14 protein-coding genes are annotated in these 19,072 nt (G+C 69.0%); 4 read left to right on the top strand and 10 right to left on the bottom strand.

All coding sequences use genetic code 11. The annotated features are described in order from the left end of the window. Positions 1-199: 199 nt before the first annotated feature. The 5 genes from frr to dnaE all read right to left on the bottom strand — a co-directional run bounded on the left by frr (position 200) and on the right by dnaE (position 7,224). Positions 200-772, bottom strand: a complete 573-nt coding sequence (frr, locus tag ACZJYS_RS05180) for a ribosome recycling factor (protein ID WP_379649132.1) — start codon at positions 770-772, stop codon at positions 200-202. 22 nt (positions 773-794) lie between these two features. After that, positions 795-1,514 carry a UMP kinase gene (pyrH, locus tag ACZJYS_RS05175; RefSeq protein WP_109515064.1) on the bottom strand — a complete coding sequence of 240 codons (720 nt, stop codon included), beginning with the start codon at positions 1,512-1,514 and terminating at the stop codon, positions 795-797. A gap of 224 nt (positions 1,515-1,738) precedes the next feature. Then, positions 1,739-2,650: a translation elongation factor Ts gene (gene tsf / locus ACZJYS_RS05170; protein WP_379649137.1), complete on the bottom strand. Its 912-nt coding sequence runs from the start codon at positions 2,648-2,650 to the stop codon at positions 1,739-1,741. Positions 2,651-2,691: 41 nt separating this feature from the next. Continuing rightward, positions 2,692-3,540 (bottom strand): 30S ribosomal protein S2, encoded by an 849-nt coding sequence (rpsB, locus tag ACZJYS_RS05165; RefSeq protein ID WP_245906035.1) that lies wholly within the window; start codon positions 3,538-3,540, stop codon positions 2,692-2,694. A gap of 228 nt (positions 3,541-3,768) precedes the next feature. Continuing rightward, on the bottom strand, positions 3,769-7,224 hold the full coding sequence (gene dnaE, locus ACZJYS_RS05160) for a DNA polymerase III subunit alpha (RefSeq protein ID WP_493176263.1): 3,456 nt from the start codon (positions 7,222-7,224) through the stop codon (positions 3,769-3,771). Between the two features lie 135 nt (positions 7,225-7,359). On the opposite strand from dnaE, the gene ACZJYS_RS05155 reads away from it, so the two are divergent. The 4 genes from ACZJYS_RS05155 (at position 7,360) to ACZJYS_RS05140 (ending at position 11,280) form a co-directional block, all read left to right on the top strand. Beyond that, positions 7,360-7,623: a DUF1467 family protein gene (locus ACZJYS_RS05155; RefSeq protein ID WP_109515061.1), complete on the top strand. Its 264-nt coding sequence runs from the start codon at positions 7,360-7,362 to the stop codon at positions 7,621-7,623. Positions 7,624-8,034: 411 nt separating this feature from the next. After that, on the top strand, positions 8,035-9,345 hold the full coding sequence (gene proS, locus ACZJYS_RS05150; RefSeq protein WP_379649142.1) for a proline--tRNA ligase: 1,311 nt from the start codon (positions 8,035-8,037) through the stop codon (positions 9,343-9,345). Positions 9,346-9,353: 8 nt separating this feature from the next. Next, positions 9,354-10,607, top strand: a complete 1,254-nt coding sequence (locus ACZJYS_RS05145; RefSeq protein ID WP_109515059.1) for a lipoprotein-releasing ABC transporter permease subunit — start codon at positions 9,354-9,356, stop codon at positions 10,605-10,607. Further along, the gene (locus ACZJYS_RS05140; RefSeq protein ID WP_493176260.1) at positions 10,600-11,280 is read left to right on the top strand and encodes an ABC transporter ATP-binding protein; all 681 of its coding nucleotides are present in this window, start codon (positions 10,600-10,602) and stop codon (positions 11,278-11,280) included. The genes ACZJYS_RS05145 and ACZJYS_RS05140 overlap by 8 nt, the downstream gene beginning before the upstream one ends. 170 nt (positions 11,281-11,450) lie before the next feature. Here the strand turns inward: ACZJYS_RS05140 and ACZJYS_RS05135 are convergent, their stop codons facing one another. The 5 genes from ACZJYS_RS05135 to nuoL all read right to left on the bottom strand — a co-directional run bounded on the left by ACZJYS_RS05135 (position 11,451) and on the right by nuoL (position 19,069). Further along, entirely contained in the window at positions 11,451-13,106 is a 1,656-nt protein-coding gene (locus ACZJYS_RS05135) for a ribonuclease J (protein WP_109515057.1), read from the bottom strand. A 353-nt stretch (positions 13,107-13,459) separates the two neighbouring features. Then, a complete protein-coding gene (locus ACZJYS_RS05130; RefSeq protein WP_493176258.1) occupies positions 13,460-14,218 on the bottom strand; it encodes a biotin--[acetyl-CoA-carboxylase] ligase in 759 nt (252 codons plus the stop codon). Positions 14,219-14,220: 2 nt separating this feature from the next. Beyond that, positions 14,221-15,639: an NADH-quinone oxidoreductase subunit NuoN gene (gene nuoN, locus ACZJYS_RS05125; RefSeq protein ID WP_109515055.1), complete on the bottom strand. Its 1,419-nt coding sequence runs from the start codon at positions 15,637-15,639 to the stop codon at positions 14,221-14,223. Positions 15,640-15,644: 5 nt separating this feature from the next. Next, the gene (locus tag ACZJYS_RS05120) at positions 15,645-17,156 is read right to left on the bottom strand and encodes an NADH-quinone oxidoreductase subunit M (RefSeq protein WP_379649147.1); all 1,512 of its coding nucleotides are present in this window, start codon (positions 17,154-17,156) and stop codon (positions 15,645-15,647) included. Beyond that, on the bottom strand, positions 17,153-19,069 hold the full coding sequence (gene nuoL, locus ACZJYS_RS05115) for an NADH-quinone oxidoreductase subunit L (protein ID WP_379649149.1): 1,917 nt from the start codon (positions 19,067-19,069) through the stop codon (positions 17,153-17,155). Before nuoL ends, ACZJYS_RS05120 begins: the two co-directional genes overlap by 4 nt. Positions 19,070-19,072 lie beyond the last annotated feature (3 nt).

The following is a 19,072-nucleotide window of genomic DNA, read 5'->3' as shown; positions in this document are numbered from 1 at the left end:
GTGGCCAAGCGCCCGCGGCAGGCCCCGTGCCTGCGCCCAGCGGCGGTTGCCGTCCATGATGAGGCCCACATGGAGGGGCCCACCCTGGGGACCAGCCGTCTGGGAGGAAGGGGTCTCCGCCAGCGCCGCCACGGCGCCGCTGGCCAGAGTCTGGTTGAGAGGCGCCGCGCTCATGCTGCCACGCTGTTCCAGGACGTCCTCAGACCGCCTTGATGTCCTTTTCCTTCTCGGCGAGCAGTTCGTCGACCTTCTTGATCATCTGGTCGGTCAGCTTCTGCACCTCGTCGGACCACTTCGCCGCCTCGTCCTTGCCGATCTCGGACTTCTTCTCCCAGCCCTTGATCTGCTCGTTGCCGTCGCGCCGCACGCCGCGCACCGCCACCTTGGCGGCCTCGGCATACTTGGCGGCCTGCTTGGCCAGCTCGTTGCGCCGCTCCTGGGTCAGCGGCGGCAGCGGCACGCGGATCACCTGGCCCTCGGCCTGCGGGTTCAGCCCGAGGCCGGAATCGCGGATGGCCACCTCCACCGCCTTGGCGGCCTGGCGGTCCCACACCTGCACGGAGAGCATCGAGGGGCCGGAGACGGAGACATTGGCCACCTGGTTCAGCGGCTGGTTGGAGCCATAGACCTCGACGCGGATCGGCTCCAGCAGCGCCGGCGAGGCGCGGCCGGTGCGCAGGCCGGAGAATTCCTTCCTCAGCGACTCCATCGCGCCGTCCATGCGGCGGGCCAGGTCCTGTTTCAGCGTGCTCAGATCGGCAGGTGCGGCCATGGCGCGGGCCTCCTTCTCTCTCTTATTGATCCACGACGGTGGTGAAGCGGCCCTCGCCCTGCATCACGGCGGTGAAGGCACCCTGCTCGTGGATGTTGAAGACGATGATCGGCAGCTTGTTCTCGCGCGCCAGGCTGATCGCGGCGGCGTCCATCACCGCCAGGTCGCGCGCCAGCATGTCGAGGTAGGTGAGCGTGACGTAGCGCTCGGCATTCGGGTTCTTGCGCGGGTCGGCGGAATAGACGCCATCGACCTGCGTGCCCTTGAACAGGGCGTCGCAGCGCATCTCGGCGGCGCGCAGCGCGGCGGCGGTGTCGGTGGTGAAGAAGGGGTTGCCCGAGCCGGCGGCGAAGATCACCACCCGCCCCTTCTCCATGTGCCGCTCCGCCCGGCGGCGGATGAAGGGCTCGCAGACGCTGCTCATCGGGATGGCGGACTGTACGCGGGTGGGCACCCCGGCCCGCTCCAGCGCGCTCTGCATGGCCAGCGCGTTCATCACGGTGGCCAGCATGCCCATGCTGTCCGCCTGCGCGCGCTCCATGCCGGAGGAGGCGCCGGCCACGCCACGGAAGATGTTGCCACCCCCCACCACCACGCAGACCTCGACCCCGAGCGCCACCACGCCCTTGATGTCCTGGGCGATGGCGCGGACGGTGGCGTTGTCCAGCCCGTAGTCGCGGGTCCCCATCAGCGCCTCGCCCGAGAGCTTCAGCAGGACACGCTTGTAGATCGGGCTCGGCATCGGTTCGGTTCCAGCATCAGGGGGCAGGGTGCGCAGGAGCGCGGCACGATAGGCAGCGGGCCGGTGCGCGGCAAGCACACGGCATCGGGAGCGTGGCACTTCCCGGCCGCTCCGGCGGGAAATCGCACATCCCGCGCGACTGGCGCCGCAGCGGCGGGCGGATGCGGAAAGGCGGGAGCGACGGCCGTATGGCCGTGCCCCCGCCCCTCCCTGTCAGGCGCGGATCAGACCGTGCCGGCGGCCGCCGCGACCTCGGCGGCGAAGTCGCTGCTCTGCTTCTCGATGCCCTCGCCGAGCTGGAAGCGGGCGAAGCCCGTCAGCTTGGCGCCGGCCTTCTGCACCACGGCCTTCACGCGGCTCTCGCCGTCATGCACCCAGACCTGCTCCAGCAGCACCACTTCCTCGTAGTACTTGCGGATGCGGCCCTCGACCATCTTCTCGATGACGGCGGGGGGCTTGCCGGAGGCCTGGGCCTGCTCGGTCAGCACCGACCGCTCGCGCTCCAGGGCGGAGCTGTCCACCGCGGAGATGTCGAGCGCCTCCGGGCGGGTGGCGGCGACGTGCATGCCGATCTGGCGGCCCAGCGTCTCCAGCGCCTCGATCTCCGAGGCGGCCTCGAGCGCCACGACCACGCCGATCTTGCCCAGGCCCGGCTTCACCGCCGAGTGGACATAGGTCGCCACCGCGCCGGACGGCACGGTGAAGCGCTTGGCGCGGCGGATCGTCATGTTCTCGCCGATGGTGGCGATCAGGCGGGTCAGCTCGTCCTGCACCGTGTGGGTGGTGCCGGGGTAGGTGGCCGCCTTCAGCGCCTCCACATCCTCGCCCACCGAGAGGACCAGGCCGGCCACCTCGGAGACGAAGTTCTGGAACAGCTCGTTGCGTGCCACGAAGTCGGTTTCGGCGTTCACCTCGACCATGCCGGCCACCTGCGGGCCGGTGGCGGTGCCGATCAGCCCTTCGGCGGCCACGCGGCCGGACTTCTTGGCGGCGGCGGCAAGGCCCTTCTTGCGCAGCCAGTCGATGGCGGCCTCGGTGTCGCCACCGTTCTCCACCAGCGCCTTCTTGCAGTCCATCATGCCGGCGCCGGTCTTCTCGCGCAGCTCGCGCACCATCGCGGCGGTGATCTCAGCCATGGGGATGCTCCTGTCTCGCGGTCTGGTTCAGGCGGTCTGCGTCAGGCCTGGGGCGCCACCGGCGCGTCCGGGCCGCCAACGGCCGCCTCGGCCTCGGCCACCGCCGCGCCCTCGACACCCTCGGCCACGGCGCCGTCGATGCCCGCCAGGTCGTCCACCGGCAGGTCCTCGCCCGCGCCGATGTCGACGCCGGAGGCCTGCAGCTCGGCGCTGATGCCGTCGAACACGGCGGCGGCCATCAGGTCGCAATACAGGTTGATGGCGCGGATGGCGTCGTCATTGCCCGGGATCGGGAAGGCCACGCCCTCCGGATCGGCGTTCGAGTCGACCACGGCGACAACCGGGATGCCGAGCTTGTTGGCCTCCTCGATCGCCAGCTTCTCCTTCACCACGTCGATGACGAAGATGATGTCCGGCAGGCCGCCCATCTCGCGGATGCCGCCCAGCGCGCGGTCGAGCTTCTCGCGCTCGCGCGTCAGCATCAGGACCTCCTTCTTGGTGAGGCCCTGGGTGTTGCCGCCGAGCTGCTCGTCCATCTGCTTCAGGCGCTTGATGGAGCCGGTGATGGTCTTCCAGTTGGTCAGCATGCCGCCGAGCCAACGGTGGTTCACGTAGTACTGGCCGCAGCGGGTCGCGGCCTCGGCCACGTACTCGGCGGCGGACTTCTTGGTGCCGACGAACAGCACGCGGCCACCGCCGGCCACCACGTCGCGCACGGTGCGCAGCGCGCGGTCCAGCATCGGCACGGTCTGCTGCAGGTCCAGGATGTGCACCTGGTTGCGCACGCCGAAGATGTACGGCGCCATCCGCGGGTTCCAGCGGCGGGTGTGGTGGCCAAAGTGGACACCGGCCTCGAGCAGCTGGCGCAGGGAAACTTCGGGCATCGCCATGGGGGCGGTCCTTCACGTCACGTCCGGTTGAGCCTCCGCGGCGCTAAGCCCGGGATGTCTCCCCGGGACCGGACCCTGCTCGCCCGGAGACGGAAGGGCGCACCGCGTGCGGAATGACCGGCCTGGGGAACGGACCCGGGCCGGCGCGGGCCATATGGCGCAACCGGCGCCCCGCCGCAAGCCCTATCGGCCCTGCAGCCCCTGGCCCGCCGGCTTCGGCCCGGGGCGTCAGCCCGGCGGCGCGGAGAGCGCGACCACCCCGGGCAGCACCTTCATCTCCTGCGTCAGCCGGGGCGAGACGTTCCAGCGGCCGGGCAGCATCACCTCCACCTCCTGCCCCTCGGCGAGGCGCGGCACCAGGATGACGGTGCCCTTGCCCTGCCCCTCGCGCGCCAGCAGGGCGCGGATCGGCTCCACCGCCGCCATGTCCTCGATGCCGAGGCGCAGCATCTGCCCCACCCCGCTCGCCGCCTTGTCGAGCGATTCCACGGCCTGGGCGGTCAGGCGCAGGTTCTCGCCATCCATCCGCGCCTCGGCCGTGATCAGCAGCGCGGTGCCCTCCACCAGCAGGGGCCGGTTCTTCAGCAGCGTCTCGGAGAACAGCGTCACCTCCACGCTGCCGGAGGAATCGGAGAGCCGCACCCAGGCCATGCGGCTGCCGGTGCGGGTGGTGCGCTCCTTGCTGTTCACCACCGTGCCGGCGATCTTGAGCATGCCCGCCCCCGCCTCGGCCCGCATCTGGAGCTGGGCAATGGGCGTGGTGCGCAGCTTGCGCAGCACCTCCTTGTAGGTGTCGAGCGGGTGGGCGGAGAGGTGGAAGCCCACCGCCTCCGCCTCCTGGCTCAGCCGCTCGAGTTCCGGCCATTCGTTCACCTGCGGCATGCGCAGTGGCTCGGGCTTCGCATCCCCGCCGCCGAACAGGCCGATCTGGCTGGAGGTCCGCTCCTCGGCGGCCGCCTGGGCGCGGCGCAGGATCACCTCGGCGCTCGCGGTCATCCGGGCCCGGTTCTTCTCCAGGCTGTCGAAGGCGCCGGCGCGGGCCAGGTTCTCCAGCTGCATCTTGTTCAGCAGCTTGGGGTCCACGCGCTGGGCGAAGTCGGCGATGGAGCGGAACGGCCCCTTCCCGTCCCGCGCCTTCACCATGTCCTTCATCGCCTGCATGCCGACGCGCTTCACCGCGGCCAGGGCGAAGCGGATGCAGGGCTTGCCGTCCTCCTCCCGGATCTCGGTGCGGAAATCGGCGGCCGAGCGGTTCACGTCCGGCGGCAGGACAGGGATGCCGAGGCGGGCGGCCTCCTGCATGTGGTTGGCCAGCTTCTCCGTCTTGTCCATGTCGAAGGTCATGGAGGCGGCCAGGAAGGCCACCGGGTAGTTCGCCTTGAGATAGGCCGTGTGATAGGCGACCAGCGCATAGGCCGCGGCGTGCGACTTGTTGAAGCCGTATTCCGCGAACTTCTCCATCAGGTCGAAGATCTCGCCCGCCTTGGCCTCCGGCACGCCGTTCCTCACCGCGCCATCGACGAAGATCTTGCGCTGCGCCTCCATCTCGGAGCGGATCTTCTTGCCCATAGCGCGGCGCAGCAGGTCGGCGCCGCCGAGGCTGTAGCCGGCCACGTCCTGGCTGATCTGCATGACCTGTTCCTGGTAGACCAGGATGCCGTAGGTCTCCTCGACCAGGTGGCGCATGGCCGGGTGCACCGGCTCCCAGGGCTCGCCATGCTTGCGGGCGCAATAGGCCGGGATGTTGGCCATCGGGCCGGGGCGGTAGAGCGAGACGGCGGCGATCAGGTCCTCGAAGCGGTCGGGGCGCATCATGCGCAGGCAGTCCCGCATGCCCTGGCCTTCGAACTGGAACACCCCGGCGGAATCGCCGCGCGCCAGCATCTCGTAGGTCTTCTTGTCGTCCAGCGGCAGGGTGGCGAGGTCGATCTCGATGCCCTGCTCGGCCAGCATCTCCACCGCCCGCTGCAGCACGGTGAGCGTCTTGAGGCCGAGGAAGTCGAACTTCACCAGGGAGGCGTTCTCCACGTATTTCATGGAGTACTGCGTCACCAGCATGTCCGAGCGCGGGTCGCGGTAGAGCGCCACCGTGTCGATCAGCGGCTTGCGGCCGATCACCACGCCCGCCGCATGGGTGGAGGCGTTGCGGTAGAGCCCCTCCAGCACCAGGGCGGTCTCCATCAGCCGCTCCACCGTCTCGTCCGCCTCGCGCATCTCCTGCAGCCGCGGCTCGCCGTCGATCGCCTGCTGGAGCGTGACGGGCTTGGCCGGGTTGAACGGGATCAGCTCGGCGATCTTGTTCACCTGGCCATAGGGCATGCCCATGACGCGGCCGACGTCGCGCACCACCGCCTTGGCCTGGAGGCGGCCGAAGGTGATGATCTGCGCCACCCGGTCCTCGCCATATTCGCGGCGGACATACTGGATCACCTCGTCCCGCCGCTCCTGGCAGAAGTCGATGTCGAAATCCGGCATCGAGACGCGCTCGGGGTTGAGGAAGCGCTCGAAGAGCAGGCCGAAGCGCAGCGGGTCGAGGTCGGTGATCAGCAGCGCCCAGGCGGCGACCGAGCCGGCGCCCGAGCCGCGCCCTGGCCCCACCGGGATGCCCTGCCCCTTCGCCCACTGGATGAAGTCCGCCACGATCAGGAAGTAGCCCGAGAAGCCCATCTTCTCGATCACGTCCAGCTCGAAGGTCAGCCGGTCGCGGTAGACGGCGCGGGCCTCCGGCGTGGCGGGGGTGCCCTGGGCGTCGAGCCGCGCCTCCAGGCCGCGGGCGGCCATGTCGCGCACCGTCTCGGCCTCGGTCATGCCAGGCTGCACCTTGGGGCAGATGGGCAGCTCCGGCTTGCGGCTTTCGGCCATGATGGCGCAGCGGCGGGCGATGGCCAGGGTGTTGTCGCAGGCCTCCGGCAGGTCGGCGAAGAGGCGGCGCATCTCGGCGGCCGACTTGAAATAGTGCTCGGCGGTCAGGCGGCGGCGGTCGGGCTCGGCCAGGGTCCGCCCCTCGGCGATGCAGAGCAGCGCGTCATGCGCCTCGTACATGCCGGATTTGGCGAAGTAGACATCGTTGCCGGCGACGATCGGCAGCCCGGCGGCATCGGCCAGCGCCACCAGGGCGGGGTCCAGCCCGCGCTCCACCTCCAGCCCGTGCCGGGTCAGCTCCACCGCCAGCCGGTCGCCGAAGCTCTCCTTCAGCGCGTCCAGCAGGTGCCGCGCGGCGTCGCGCCTGCCCTCCTGCAGCAGCCGCCCCAGCGGGCCGCAGGTGCCACCCGTCAGCAGGAACACCCCCGCCGCGTGCTGCTGCAGCAATTCCAGCGTGATGGCCGGCTTGCCCGACGGATCGTCCCGCAGGAAGCCGTGCGAGGAGAGGCGCTGCACATTCTCCAGCCCCTGCGCGTTGGTGGCCAGCGCCACCACGCAATCCGGCGCCAGGCGCAGCACCTCGGGGCGCGGGTCGGCGGCGGAGCGGGAGAGCCAGAGCTGGCAGCCCATGATGGGCTGCACCCCCTTGCCGGCGCAGGCCTTGGCGAACTCCAGCGCGCCGAACATGTTGGCCGTGTCGGTCAACGCCACGGCCGGCTGGCCGTCCGCCCGCGCCAGCTCGGCCAGCTTCTCCGCCTTGATCGCCCCCTCGGCCAGGGAATAGGCGGAATGGGTGTGCAGATGGACGAAGCTGTCGGTCATGCCGCCTTTCTAGCACGGCCGCCCCGGCGGGGGGATGGCCCAGCCGGGGCGGGCGGCCATGCGCCGGCCACCCCGCCCCTGGCCGAGACAGCGGGAAGCGCCTATCTCCGCCGCCATGCGGCAGGGAGCGCGGCGATGAACTGGTTCACCGGCTTTGTGGTCTATTTCCTGGTCTGGTGGACGGTGCTCTTCGCCGTGCTGCCGATCGGCGTTCAGCCCGACAGCGAGGGCGACACCGCCACGGGCGGCTGGCGCGGTGCGCCGCAGGCGCCCGGCCTGCTGAAGAAGGCGCTCCTGACCACCCTCATCTCGGCCGTCATCTGGGCCGGGCTGGCATGGGTGATCAACAGCCCCTGGCTGAGCTTCCGCGAAGGCTGGCTGGCTATGCCTACCAATTAGGCTGTCAGGCCAGAAAAAGAACCGCATCTGCCCGCTTCTGGGCAGATGCGTTGCAGGCGCCTATTTTTATGGCGATTGACGGGTGATTTTGCGTTGCGGCGCCAGAGGGGGCGCTGCACCATCAGTCCCAGGAAGAGAGCTGGTTCTCTTCCTGCCGTGTGACTGGCGTTTCCTCCCTAAACTCGGGCCGCACCTTTCGGGGTGTGGCCCTTTTTTCTGTTTGTATCGCCCGGGCGACGACATTCCAAGCAAAAAGCCGGAACGATCATCGAAAAATGTCGTCAACCGTGAATTAATCGTATTTTTATTGCGGCGCAGCATGGAGCAAGACACCTTGCCCCTCTCCCCCTGGCGCATCCGGCGCCGCGCCCTTACCTTCCGCCGGCCGTAGTCCGACCGGAGCTGAATCCCTTGCGCCTCTCCCGCGCCTTCCTGCCGACCCTCAAAGAAATCCCCGCCGAGGCCTCGATCGCCTCGCACAAGCTGATGCTGCGCGCCGGCATGATCCGGCAGACCAGCGCCGGCATCTATGCCTGGCTGCCGCTCGGCCTGCGCGTGCTGCAGAAGGTCAGCCAGATCGTGCGGGAGGAGCAGGACGCCGCCGGCGCCCAGGAGATCCTGATGCCGACGATCCAGAGCGCAGAGCTCTGGCGCCAGTCCGGCCGCTACGACGACTATGGCAAGGAGATGCTGCGCATCACGGACCGGCATGAGCGCGAGATGCTCTTCGGCCCGACCAACGAGGAAATGGTGACGGACATCTTCAAGTCCTACGCCAAGTCCTACCGCGACCTGCCGCGCAACCTCTACCACATCCAGTGGAAGTTCCGGGACGAGATCCGCCCCCGCTTCGGCGTGATGCGCGGCCGCGAGTTCCTGATGAAGGACGCCTATTCCTTCGACATCGACGCCGAGGCCGCCCGCCTCTCCTACAAGAAGATGTTCGTGGCCTATCTGCGCACCTTCGCCCGCATGGGGCTGAAGGCCATCCCGATGCGCGCGGACACCGGCCCCATCGGCGGCGACCTGTCCCACGAGTTCATCATCCTGGCCGAGACGGGCGAGAGCCAGGTCTACCTGCACAAGGACCTGCTGGAATTCGACGTGCTGGCCCAGAAGCCCGACTACGAGGGCGACCTGAACCCCACCGTCGATTTCTGGACCAGCCGTTACGCCGCCACCGACGAGATGCATGACGAGGCGGCCTGGAACGCCATCGGCGCGGAGAACCAGGTCTCGGCCCGCGGCATCGAGGTCGGCCATATCTTCTATTTCGGCGACAAGTACTCGAAGTCGATGGGCCTGACCGTGGCGGGGCCGGACGGCAACCCGCTGGTGCCGCAGATGGGCTCCTACGGCATCGGCGTCTCCCGCCTGCTCGGCGCGCTGATCGAAGCGAACCACGACGAGGCCGGCATCAAGTGGCCGGACGCGGTGGCGCCCTTCCGCTGCGCCATCCTCAACCTGAAGTCCGGCGACCTGGCGACCGACGCGCTGTGCGAGAAGCTCTACGCCTCGCTCGGCCAGGAGGCCGTGTATGACGACCGCCCCGAGCGCGCCGGCGTGAAGTTCAACGACGCCGATCTGGCGGGCTATCCCTGGCAGGCCATCATCGGCCCGCGCGGCGCCGCCAACGGCATCATCGAGCTGAAGCGCCGCGCCACGGGCGAGCGCCAGGAGGTCTCGATCGAGGCCGCGCTGGCGCAGATCCTCGGGAAGTAAGGGGCGGCATGTTCGGGGCGTTCGAACGGAAGGTCGCGTTCCGCTACCTGCGGGCGCGCAAGGGCGAGCGCTTCGTCTCGGTGATCGCCGGCTTCTCGCTGGTGGGCATCGCGCTCGGCGTCGCCACGCTGATCATCGTGATGAGCGTTATGAACGGCTTCCGGCAGGAATTGCTGGGCCGCATCCTGGGACTGAACGGGCATCTCGGCATCCATGCCGCGGGCCCCGGCGGCCTGCGGGACTATGACGACATCGCCGAGCGGGTGCGGCAGCTTGCGGGGGTGGCCAGCGCCACCCCGCTGGTCGAGGGGCAGGTGCTGCTGACCAGCGAGGCCGGCGGCGCCACGGGCGGCCTCGCCCGCGGCATCAAGCCGGAGGATCTGCGCGCCCGGCCGCTGCTGGCGGGCAACATCCGCGCCGGCTCCCTCGACGCCTTCCAGGGCGAGGACGCCATCCTGGTCGGCACGCGGCTGGCGCAGAAGCTCGGCCTGCGGATCGGCGACAAGGTGACGCTCGTCTCGCCGCAGGGCCGCGCCACCGTCATCGGCACCGTGCCCCGCCTGCGCGCCTACACGGTGGTGGCGATGTTCGAGGCGGGGATGAACGAGTATGACAGCTCCTACGTCTTCCTCCCCCTCCCCGCCGCGCAGCTCTACTTCCAGATGCGCGACGCCGCCTCGCAGATCGAGGTCTTCGTGCAGGACCCGGACAATGTGCGGGCGGTGACGCGCGAGATCACCCAGGCGCTTTCCCCCACCCCCGTGCGGGTGCTGGACTGGCAGGCGGCCAATTCCTCCTTCTTCGCCGCCGTGCAGGTGGAGCGGAACGTCATGTTCCTCATCCTCACCCTCATCATCATCGTGGCGGCGTTCAACATCGTCTCCTCGCTGATCATGCTGGTGAAGGACAAGGGGCGCGACATCGCCATCCTGCGCACCATGGGCGCCACCAGCGGCGCGGTGATGCGCATCTTCCTGCTCTGCGGCACCTCGATCGGCGTGCTCGGCACCGCCATCGGCTTCGGCCTCGGGCTGGTCTTCTGCCTCAACATCGAGCACATCCGGCAGTTCCTGCAATCGCTTACCGGCACGCAGCTGTTCAGCCCGGAGGTGTATTTCCTCACCCGCCTGCCGGCGGTGGTGGACCCGAGCGAGGTGACGCAGGTGGTGCTGATGGGCCTCGGCCTCTCCCTCCTGGCCACGCTCTACCCCTCCTGGCGCGCCGCGCGCACCGACCCGGTGGAGGCGCTCCGCAATGAATGAGCCAAGGCTGCGCCTGGCCGCCGTCGAGCGGCGCTACCGCACGGAGGCGGGCGAGCTGCCCGTGCTGCGCGGTGCCGATCTGGTGCTGCGGGCGGGCGAGATCGTGGCGCTGGTGGCGCCCTCGGGCACCGGCAAGTCCACCCTGCTGCACCTGGCGGGGCTGCTGGAGAAGCCGGATGGCGGCGAGGTGTTCATCGACGGCCGCGCCGCCGGCACGCTGGGCGACGAGGCGCGCAGCGCGCTGCGCGGCCGCAACATCGGCTTCGTCTACCAGTTCCACCACCTGCTGCCGGAATTCACGGCGCTGGAGAATGTGGTGCTGCCGCAGATGGCGCTCGGCACCGCCGAGAAGGCCGCCGCGCAACGCGCCCAGGAACTGCTGGCGGGCTTCGGCCTGGAAGGCCGCGAGCAGCATCGCCCCGGCCGCCTCTCGGGCGGGGAGCAGCAGCGCGTGGCCATCGCCCGCGCGCTCGCCAACCGCCCCGGCCTGCTGCTGGCCGACGAGCCGACCGGCAACCTGGACGTGGCCACCTCGGACCGGGTCTTCGCGCAATTGCTGGAGGCGGTGCGGGGCGCCGGCGTGGCGGCGCTGATCGCCACCCACAACCCGGAACTGGCGGCCCGCATGGATCGCGTCGTCACCCTGCGCGATGGCAAGGTGGTCGCGGCCTGAAGAAGTGCTTGGAGTGACGTTCTTTTTTGAAAAAAGAACCAAAAAACTTTTGTCAGTTTGGCGCTTGCTTGCTGATCGCGAAACGCCAGACAAGAGAAGTCTTTTTGCTTCTTTTTCTTCAGAAAAAGAAGAAAGAAAGCTGAGGGGAGCACCCCCTCAGCTTTTTGCGTTCAGACCCGGAGCAGGTGGATCTCGACGCTCGGCCGCTTGCGCAGCCGGCGCCCCATCGCCTTGCGCAGCGCGGTGCGGGCGGCGTCGCGCAGCGTGTCGTCCTCCCGCTTCAGGGCGGGCGGCATGTCGGAGACGGCGCGGGCCAGCTCGTCGGCAATCTGCCCCGGCTCGCTGTCGCCCATGTCGAACAGGCCGGGGGCGGAAACCACCGGGTTGCCCAGCACGCGGCCCGACTGATCGACCGCCAGCGAGGCCATGACGATGCCGTTGAACAGCATCCGCCGCCGCGCACCCAGCACGCCGCCTTCCAGCGGCAGCAGCCTCTCGCCATCCAGCGCCAGCTGGCCGGTGGGCACCCCCTCCACCACATCCGGCGTGGCGTTGCCGGAAAGCGGGCCGAGGCGCAGCACGTCGCCATCCTCCACCAGCACCGGCGTGGCGCCCATCTCGCGGGCCAGCGCGGCATGCTCCTGCAGGTGGCGCCACTCGCCATGCACCGGCACGGCGAAGCGCGGCTTCACCAGGCTGTAGAGGCGCTTCAGCTCGTCCCGCGCCGGGTGGCCGGAGACGTGCACCATGTGGTCGTCCGCCGTCATCACCCGGCAGCCGCCGCGGGCCAGCTCGTCCTGCATGCGCAGGATGGCGCGCTCATTGCCCGGGATCATGCGGGAGGAGAAGATCACCGTGTCCCCCTCGCCCAGCGAGATGCGGGGGTGGGTGTCGGCGGCGATCTTGGACATGGCCGAGCGCTGCTCGCCCTGGCTGCCCGTGCAGATGATCAGCAGCTGGTCGTCCGGCACGTCGTCCGCATCATCCTCGTGGATGAAGGGCGGCACCTCGCGCATGTAGCCGCATTCGCGGGCGGCGGCCTCGGCATTGCGCAGGCTGCGGCCGAACAGCGCCACCTTGCGCCCCGCCGCCTGGGCGGCCAGCGCGATGGATTCCACCCGCGCCACATTGGTGGCGAAGCAGGTGACGGCGACACGGCCCTTGAGCTGGCGGATCAGCGCCGTGAGGTTGCGGCGCACCTCGCCCTCGCTGCCGGAATGGCCTTCCACCAGGGCGTTGGTGCTGTCGCACACCATGGCCAGCACGCCTTCCCGGCCCAGCTCGGCGAAGGCCGCCTCGTCGGTCGGCTCGCCCACCAGCGGGTCGGGGTCCAGCTTCCAGTCGCCGGTGTGCAGCACCGTGCCATAGGGCGTGCGGATGGCGATGGATTGCGGCTCCGGCACCGAATGGGTGACGCGGATGAACTGCAAGCCGAACGGCCCCAGCTGCAGCGTGCCGCCGAGCGGCACGGTGATGAGCTTGACCTGCCCCATCAGCCCGGCCTCGCCCAGCTTGCGGCGCAGTACGGCGGCCGCGAAGGGGCTGGCATAGACGGGGCAGCGCAGCTGCGGCCAGAGCGGCGCGACGGCGCCGAGATGGTCCTCATGCGCGTGGGTGATGACCAGGCCCAGCAGCTTGTCGCGGCGTTCGGCCAGCCAGGCGGGGTCAGGCACCATAACTTCCGCCTCGGGCTGCTCAGCCCCGCCGAAGCCGATGCCGCAATCGATCGCCAGAAGCTGCCCGTCGCAGCGATAGACGTTCAGGTTGAGGCCGATCTCCCCCGTCCCGCCGAGCGGGATGAAGGCCAAGTCTCCGTTATTGTTCATTGATGCTCGCCAGTGGTGATGTTCATGAAGTCTTGCCCCAAGGGGCAGGTTCCTTGGCCCTCGTCAGTCCAGCGCCCTTCCGGGGCCCTGGCGCGTCAGGCAAACTCGTAAAAGAACAAATGGGGCGCAGCGGCGGAAAAGCCAACCGCCGCTCCTCAGATGGGGCGCGCCGCGTCTTGCCTCCGCAGCGGCCATCCAGGCCGGTGGCGCTGCCGCAAACCCACGCCGTCGAGGCCTCAACAGGCCTGAGTCGCGCCCGTTCCCGTCTCATCTTGTTCACATAACCCCAGCCCGGGGCCAAATGCATCGGCAGAACGCGGTCTGGACCAATCACGGATTGCGGACGGCGCTGCTCATGCACCCATGGCTGGCGCCGCCAGAACCTCGCCCGAAGCCAGGGCGCGGCGGCCGGAGGCGGTGTCCAGCAAAAGGCAGCCATCGTCCGACAGGCCCCGATAGCGGCCCTCGAAGCCGCCTTCCGGCCGGCTGAGCCTCAGGGTGGCGCCCAGGGCCGGGCCGCGTGCCGTCCAGGCCTCCCGCACGGGGGCAAAGCCTTCCATGGCCTGAGTCCCGCGCCAGCGATCCACCGAGGACAGGAGCGACCAGGCAAAGGCGACCGGCTCGGGCGGGGTGACGCCGGTCTGGCGCAGGCTGGCGGTGGGCCGGTCCGGCAGAAGCGGAGCCTCGGCCAGGTTCACGCCGATCCCGAAGACCAGCCAGGCGATGCCTCCCCCCTCCCCCGGCGCAGCCTGGGTGAGGATGCCGGCGCATTTGGCACCATCCAGCAGCACGTCATTGGGCCATTTCAGGCGCAGGCGGTCCGGATCCGGCAGCAGCGGCGCCAAGGCCTCGGCCAGCGCGACGGCCATCAGCAGCGACCATTGCGGCAGTTCCCGCGCGGAGCCCTCGGGGCGCAACAGGAAGGAGAGGTAGAGATTGCCTTCGGGCGAGCGCCAGGACCGCCCCTGCGTGCCGCGCCCGGCGCTCTGCCGGCGGGCCAGGATGGCCAGCCCCTCCGGCTCGCCCGCCTGGGCGGCGGCCAGCACGCCATCCTGCGTGCTGGCCAGTTCGTCATGAACGCGCAGACGCCACGCGCGGGCGGCGCCCGTCACCCTCACCCCACCAGAGCGGCCACGGCCGCCTGCGCCGCGGCCAGGAAGGGCGCCGGGAAGGCGAAGAAGAACACGGTGAACAGCCCGGTCCCCGCCAGGACGACGGAGAGGCTGGTCGGGCGCGCATCCAGCGCCTCGCCCGCATCGAAGTACATCACCTTGATGACGCGCAGATAGTAGTAGGCGGAGACGGCCGAGGTGAGCACGCCGACCACCGCCAGGGTCCAGTAGCCGCCATAGACCGCCGCCAGGAAGACGTAGAGCTTGCCGAAGAAGCCGGCGAGCGGCGGGATGCCGGCCATGGAGAGCATGAACACCGTCATGGCCAGCGCCATGGCGGGGTCCGTCCTGCCGAGGCCGGCGAGGTCGTCGATCCCCTCCAGGGCGCGGCCGTTGCGGCGCATGGCCACCAGCACGGCGAAGGCGCCGACATTGGTGAAGAGGTAGATGGCCATGTAGAGCAGCAGGCCGCGGATGCCGAGGTCGCTGCCCACCGCCAGGCCCATCAGCGCGTAGCCGATATGGCCGATGGAGGAATAGGCCATCAGGCGCTTGATGTTCTTCTGCCCGATGGCGGCGAGCGCGCCGAGGATCATGGAGCCCAGCGAGGCCAGGATCAGCACCTGCTGCCATTGCTCCACCAGCTCCCCGAAGGGGCCGGCGGCGACGCGGGTGAGCAACGCGATGGCCGCCACCTTGGGCGCCGAGGCGAAGAAGGCGGTGACCGGGGTCGGCGCGCCCTCGTAGACATCCGGCGTCCACATGTGGAAGGGCACGGCCGAGACCTTGAAGGCCAGCGCCGCCAGCACGAAGACGAGGCCCACCACCAGGCCGAAGGGCACGCCTTCGGTGGCGCTCACCGCATCGGCGATGCGGTCGAAATTGGTGGAGCCGGCGAAGCCATAGATGAGGCTCGCGCCATAGAGCAGCAGGCCGGAGGCCAGCGAGCCCAGGATGAAGTATTTCAGCCCCGCCTCGGCCGAGCGCTCGCTGTCCCGGTTGAAGGCGGCGATGACGTAGAGCGAGAGCGAGAGCAGCTCGAGGCCCAGATAGAGCGCGATCAGGTCGTTGGCCGAGACCATGACCATCATGCCGAGGCTGCTGAACAGCAGCAGCAGCGGGAACTCGAACTTGGCGAGCCCCTCCTTCACGTTCCAGTCCATCGCCACGAGCAGGCCGAGCGCGGCGCCGGCCAGCACGAGGAGCTTCATGAAGCGGGTGAAGGCGTCCGACACATACTGGCCGGCGAAGGCGGTGCCCTCCGGCTGCGCCATCACCAGCACGGCGGCCAGCAGCATGGCGCCGAAAACGCCCATGTTGATGGCGAAGCTGGTGTCGCGCTTCGGCAGCACGCCGGCGACCAGCGCCGCCAGCCCGGCAAGCGCCAGCACCAGCTCGGGGAGGACGAGGGTCCAGTTCATGCCGGTCACATCCCGGCCAGGCGCGGCAGCGCCATCGCGGCCTCATGCCGCGAGACGAGGGCCGCCACGCTGGCCTCGAAGAAGGAAAGGAAGGAAGACGGGTAGATGCCCATCCACAGCGTCAGCAGGATCAGCGGCGCGAAGGTGACGTATTCGCGCGGGCTGAGGTCCAGCAGGGCCTTCAGGTCCTCGCGCGTGATCTTGCTGAACACCACCCGGCGGTAGAGGTAGAGCATGTAGCCCGCGCCCAGGATCATGCCGAGGGCGGCGCCGAAGGCCACCCAGGGGTTGGCATGCCAGGCGCCGACGATGACCAGGAACTCGCCCGGGAAGCCGGCGGTGCCGGGCAGCGCGACCGAGCCCATGGTGAACAGCATGAACACCATGGCGTAGCTGGGCATGATCTTGGCGACGCCGCCATAGCGGGCGATCTCGCGCGAGTGCACCCGGTCGTACAGCACGCCCACGCAGAGGAAGAGCGCGCCGGAGACGACGCCGTGGCTCAGCATCTGGAAGATGGCGCCCGAGATGCCCTGGTGGTTCAGGGTGAAGATGCCGATCGTCACGATGCCCATATGGGCGACCGAGGAATAGGCGATCAGCTTCTTCATGTCCTCCTGCGCCAGCGCCACCAGCGAGGTGTAGACCACGGCGACGACGGAGAGGGCGAAGATCAGCGGCGCGAACCACTCGGTGGCCTGCGGCAGCAGCGGCAGCGAGAAGCGCAGGAAGCCGTAGGCGCCCATCTTCAGCAGCACGCCCGCCAGGATGACGGAGCCGGCGGTCGGCGCCTCGACATGCGCATCCGGCAGCCAGGTGTGCACCGGCCACATCGGCACCTTCACGGCGAAGGAGGCGAAGAAGGCCAGGAACAGCCACATCTGCGTGCTGGGCGCGATGGTCAGCTCGAAGATGGCGGGGATCGAGGTGGTGCCGGCCTGGTACCACAGCACCAGCATGGCCAGCAGCATCAGCAGCGAGCCGAGCAGCGTGTAGAGGAACAGCTTGTAGGCGGCGTAGACCCGCCGCGCGCCGCCCCAGACCCCGATGATCAGGAACATCGGGATCAGCACGCCCTCGAAGAAGATGTAGAACATCACCACGTCAAGCGAGGCGAACATGCCGACCATCATCGTCTCGAGGACGAGGAAGGCGATCATGTATTCACGCACCCGGCTCTGGATGGCCTCCCAGGAGGAGAGGATGCAGAGCGGCGTCAGCGCCGTCGAGAGCAGCACGAACAGCACCGAGATGCCGTCCACGCCCATGTGGTAGCCGAGGCCGAATTCCGGCATCCAGCTCATCTGCTCGACGAACTGGAAGTCCGCCGTGCTCTTGTCGAACTGGAACCACAGGATCAGCGAGAGCCCGAAGGTGATCAGGCTGGTCCACAGCGCCGTCCAGCGGGCGTTGGAGGCGACGACCGCCTCCTCCCCCCGCACGAACAGGATGATGCCCGCGCCCACCAGCGGCAGGAAGGTGAGCAGCGAGAGCAGGGGAAAACCCGCGGCGTTCATCGGCCGACCCCGAACAGGAAGATGCTGACGAAGAGGACGAGGCCGATGATCATGGCGAAGGCGTAGTTCGCCACGCGGCCCGTCTGGAAGCGCACCACGCGGCCGGAGGCCTGCGCCGTGAGGCTGGCGGCGCCGTTCGGCATGCCGTCGATGATCTTGACGTCGCCCACCTTCCAGAGCTGCACGGCGAGGCGGCGCAGCGGCTGGACGATGGCGCGGTCATACAGCTCGTCGAAGTACCACTTGTTGAGCAGGAAGCGGTACAGCCCCGGCACCGCCGCGGCGATGCGCCCCGGCAGGTGCGGCAGGAACATGTACAGCACATAGGCCAGGACGATGCCGGCGACGCCCACCACCGTCGGCGCCAGCGGCACCCAGGAGGGAACCTCGTGCGCCTCGTGCATGATGTGGTTGTGCGGCGCGTTGACGATCGAGCCGTTCCAGAACTCGGCCCAATGGTGGCCGACGAAGTCGCCGGAGAAGTAGGCGCCGGCGAACAGCGCGCCGACCGCCAGCCCGAAGAGCGGGATCAGCATGACCGCCGGACTCTCATGCACGTGCTCCATCGTGTGATGGTCCGCGCGCGGCGTGCCGTGGAAGGTCAGGATGATCAGGCGCCAGGAGTAGAAGGCCGTCATGAAGGCGGCGACGATGCCCATGAGGAAGGCGTACTTCGCCGTCCAGCCATGGCCGGCATAGGCCGCCTCCAGCACGAAGTCCTTCGAGTAGTAGCCGGCGAAGTAGGGCACACCGGCCAGCGCCAGGGAGCCGATCCAGAACATGGCGTAGGTGACCGGGATCTTCTTCCAGATGCCGCCCATCTTGCGGATGTCCTGCTCGTCCGACATGGCGTGGATCACGGAGCCCGCCGAGAGGAAGAGCAGCGCCTTGAAGAAGGCGTGGGTGAAGAGGTGGAACACCGCCGCCTGGTAGGCGCCGACGCCGATGGCGAAGAACATGTAGCCGAGCTGCGAGCAGGTCGAGTAGGCGATGACCCGCTTGATGTCGTTCTGCACCATGCCGACGCTGGCGGCGAAGAAGGCCGTGGTGGCGCCGATGAAGGTGATGAAGCCCAGCACGTTCGGCGCGTACTCCACGACGGGCGACATGCGCGCCATCAGGAACACGCCGGCGGTGACGAGCGTCGCCGCATGGATGAGGGCGGAGACGGGGGTCGGGCCCTCCATCGCGTCCGGCAGCCAGGTGTGCAGGCCGATCTGGGCCGACTTGCCCATGGCGCCCAGGAAGAACAGCAGCGCGATCACCTCGACCACCGGGAAGCCGGCGAAGGTGACCTGACGCGCCGCCTCGACACCCTGGAAGATGGTGTTGAACTCGATGCTGCCGAAGGTCCAGAAGGTCAGGCCCATGCCCAGCATGAAGAAGAGGTCGCCCACGCGGTTGACGATGAAGGCCTTCATCGCCGCGCGGTTGGCGCTCTCCTTCTCGTACCAGTAGCCGATCAGCAGGTAGCTCGCGAGGCCGATGCCCTCCCAGCCAAAGAAGAGCTGGAGCAGGTTGTCGGCCGTCACCAGCATGAGCATCATGAAGGTGAAGAGCGAGAGATAGGCGAAGAAGCGGGGCTGCGTCGGGTCATGCGACATGTAGCCGACGCTGTAGAGGTGGATCATGGTGGAGGCGACCGTCACCATGCCCACCATCACCGCCGCCAGCGTGTCGTAGCGCAGCGCCCAGGAGAGCTGCAGCCCGCCGACATCGAGCCAGGTGGCGATCTCCAGCGTGGCCGGCGCATGGCCGTAGGCGACCTGGATGAAGGCGCTCACGCCGCAGATGGCGGCCAGCGCCATGCAGATCACGGTGGCCCATTGCGCCGCCTTGTCGCCGATCCAGCGGCCGAAGAAGCCGGAGATGCAGGCACCGAGCAGCGGGAAGAAAACCGCACCGACATACATGGG

It is taken from the genome of Roseomonas sp. TS2, from assembly GCF_058833935.1.
The sequence above is the reverse complement of the archived record's forward strand: the minus strand, read 5'-3'. Positions and strand labels throughout refer to the sequence as shown.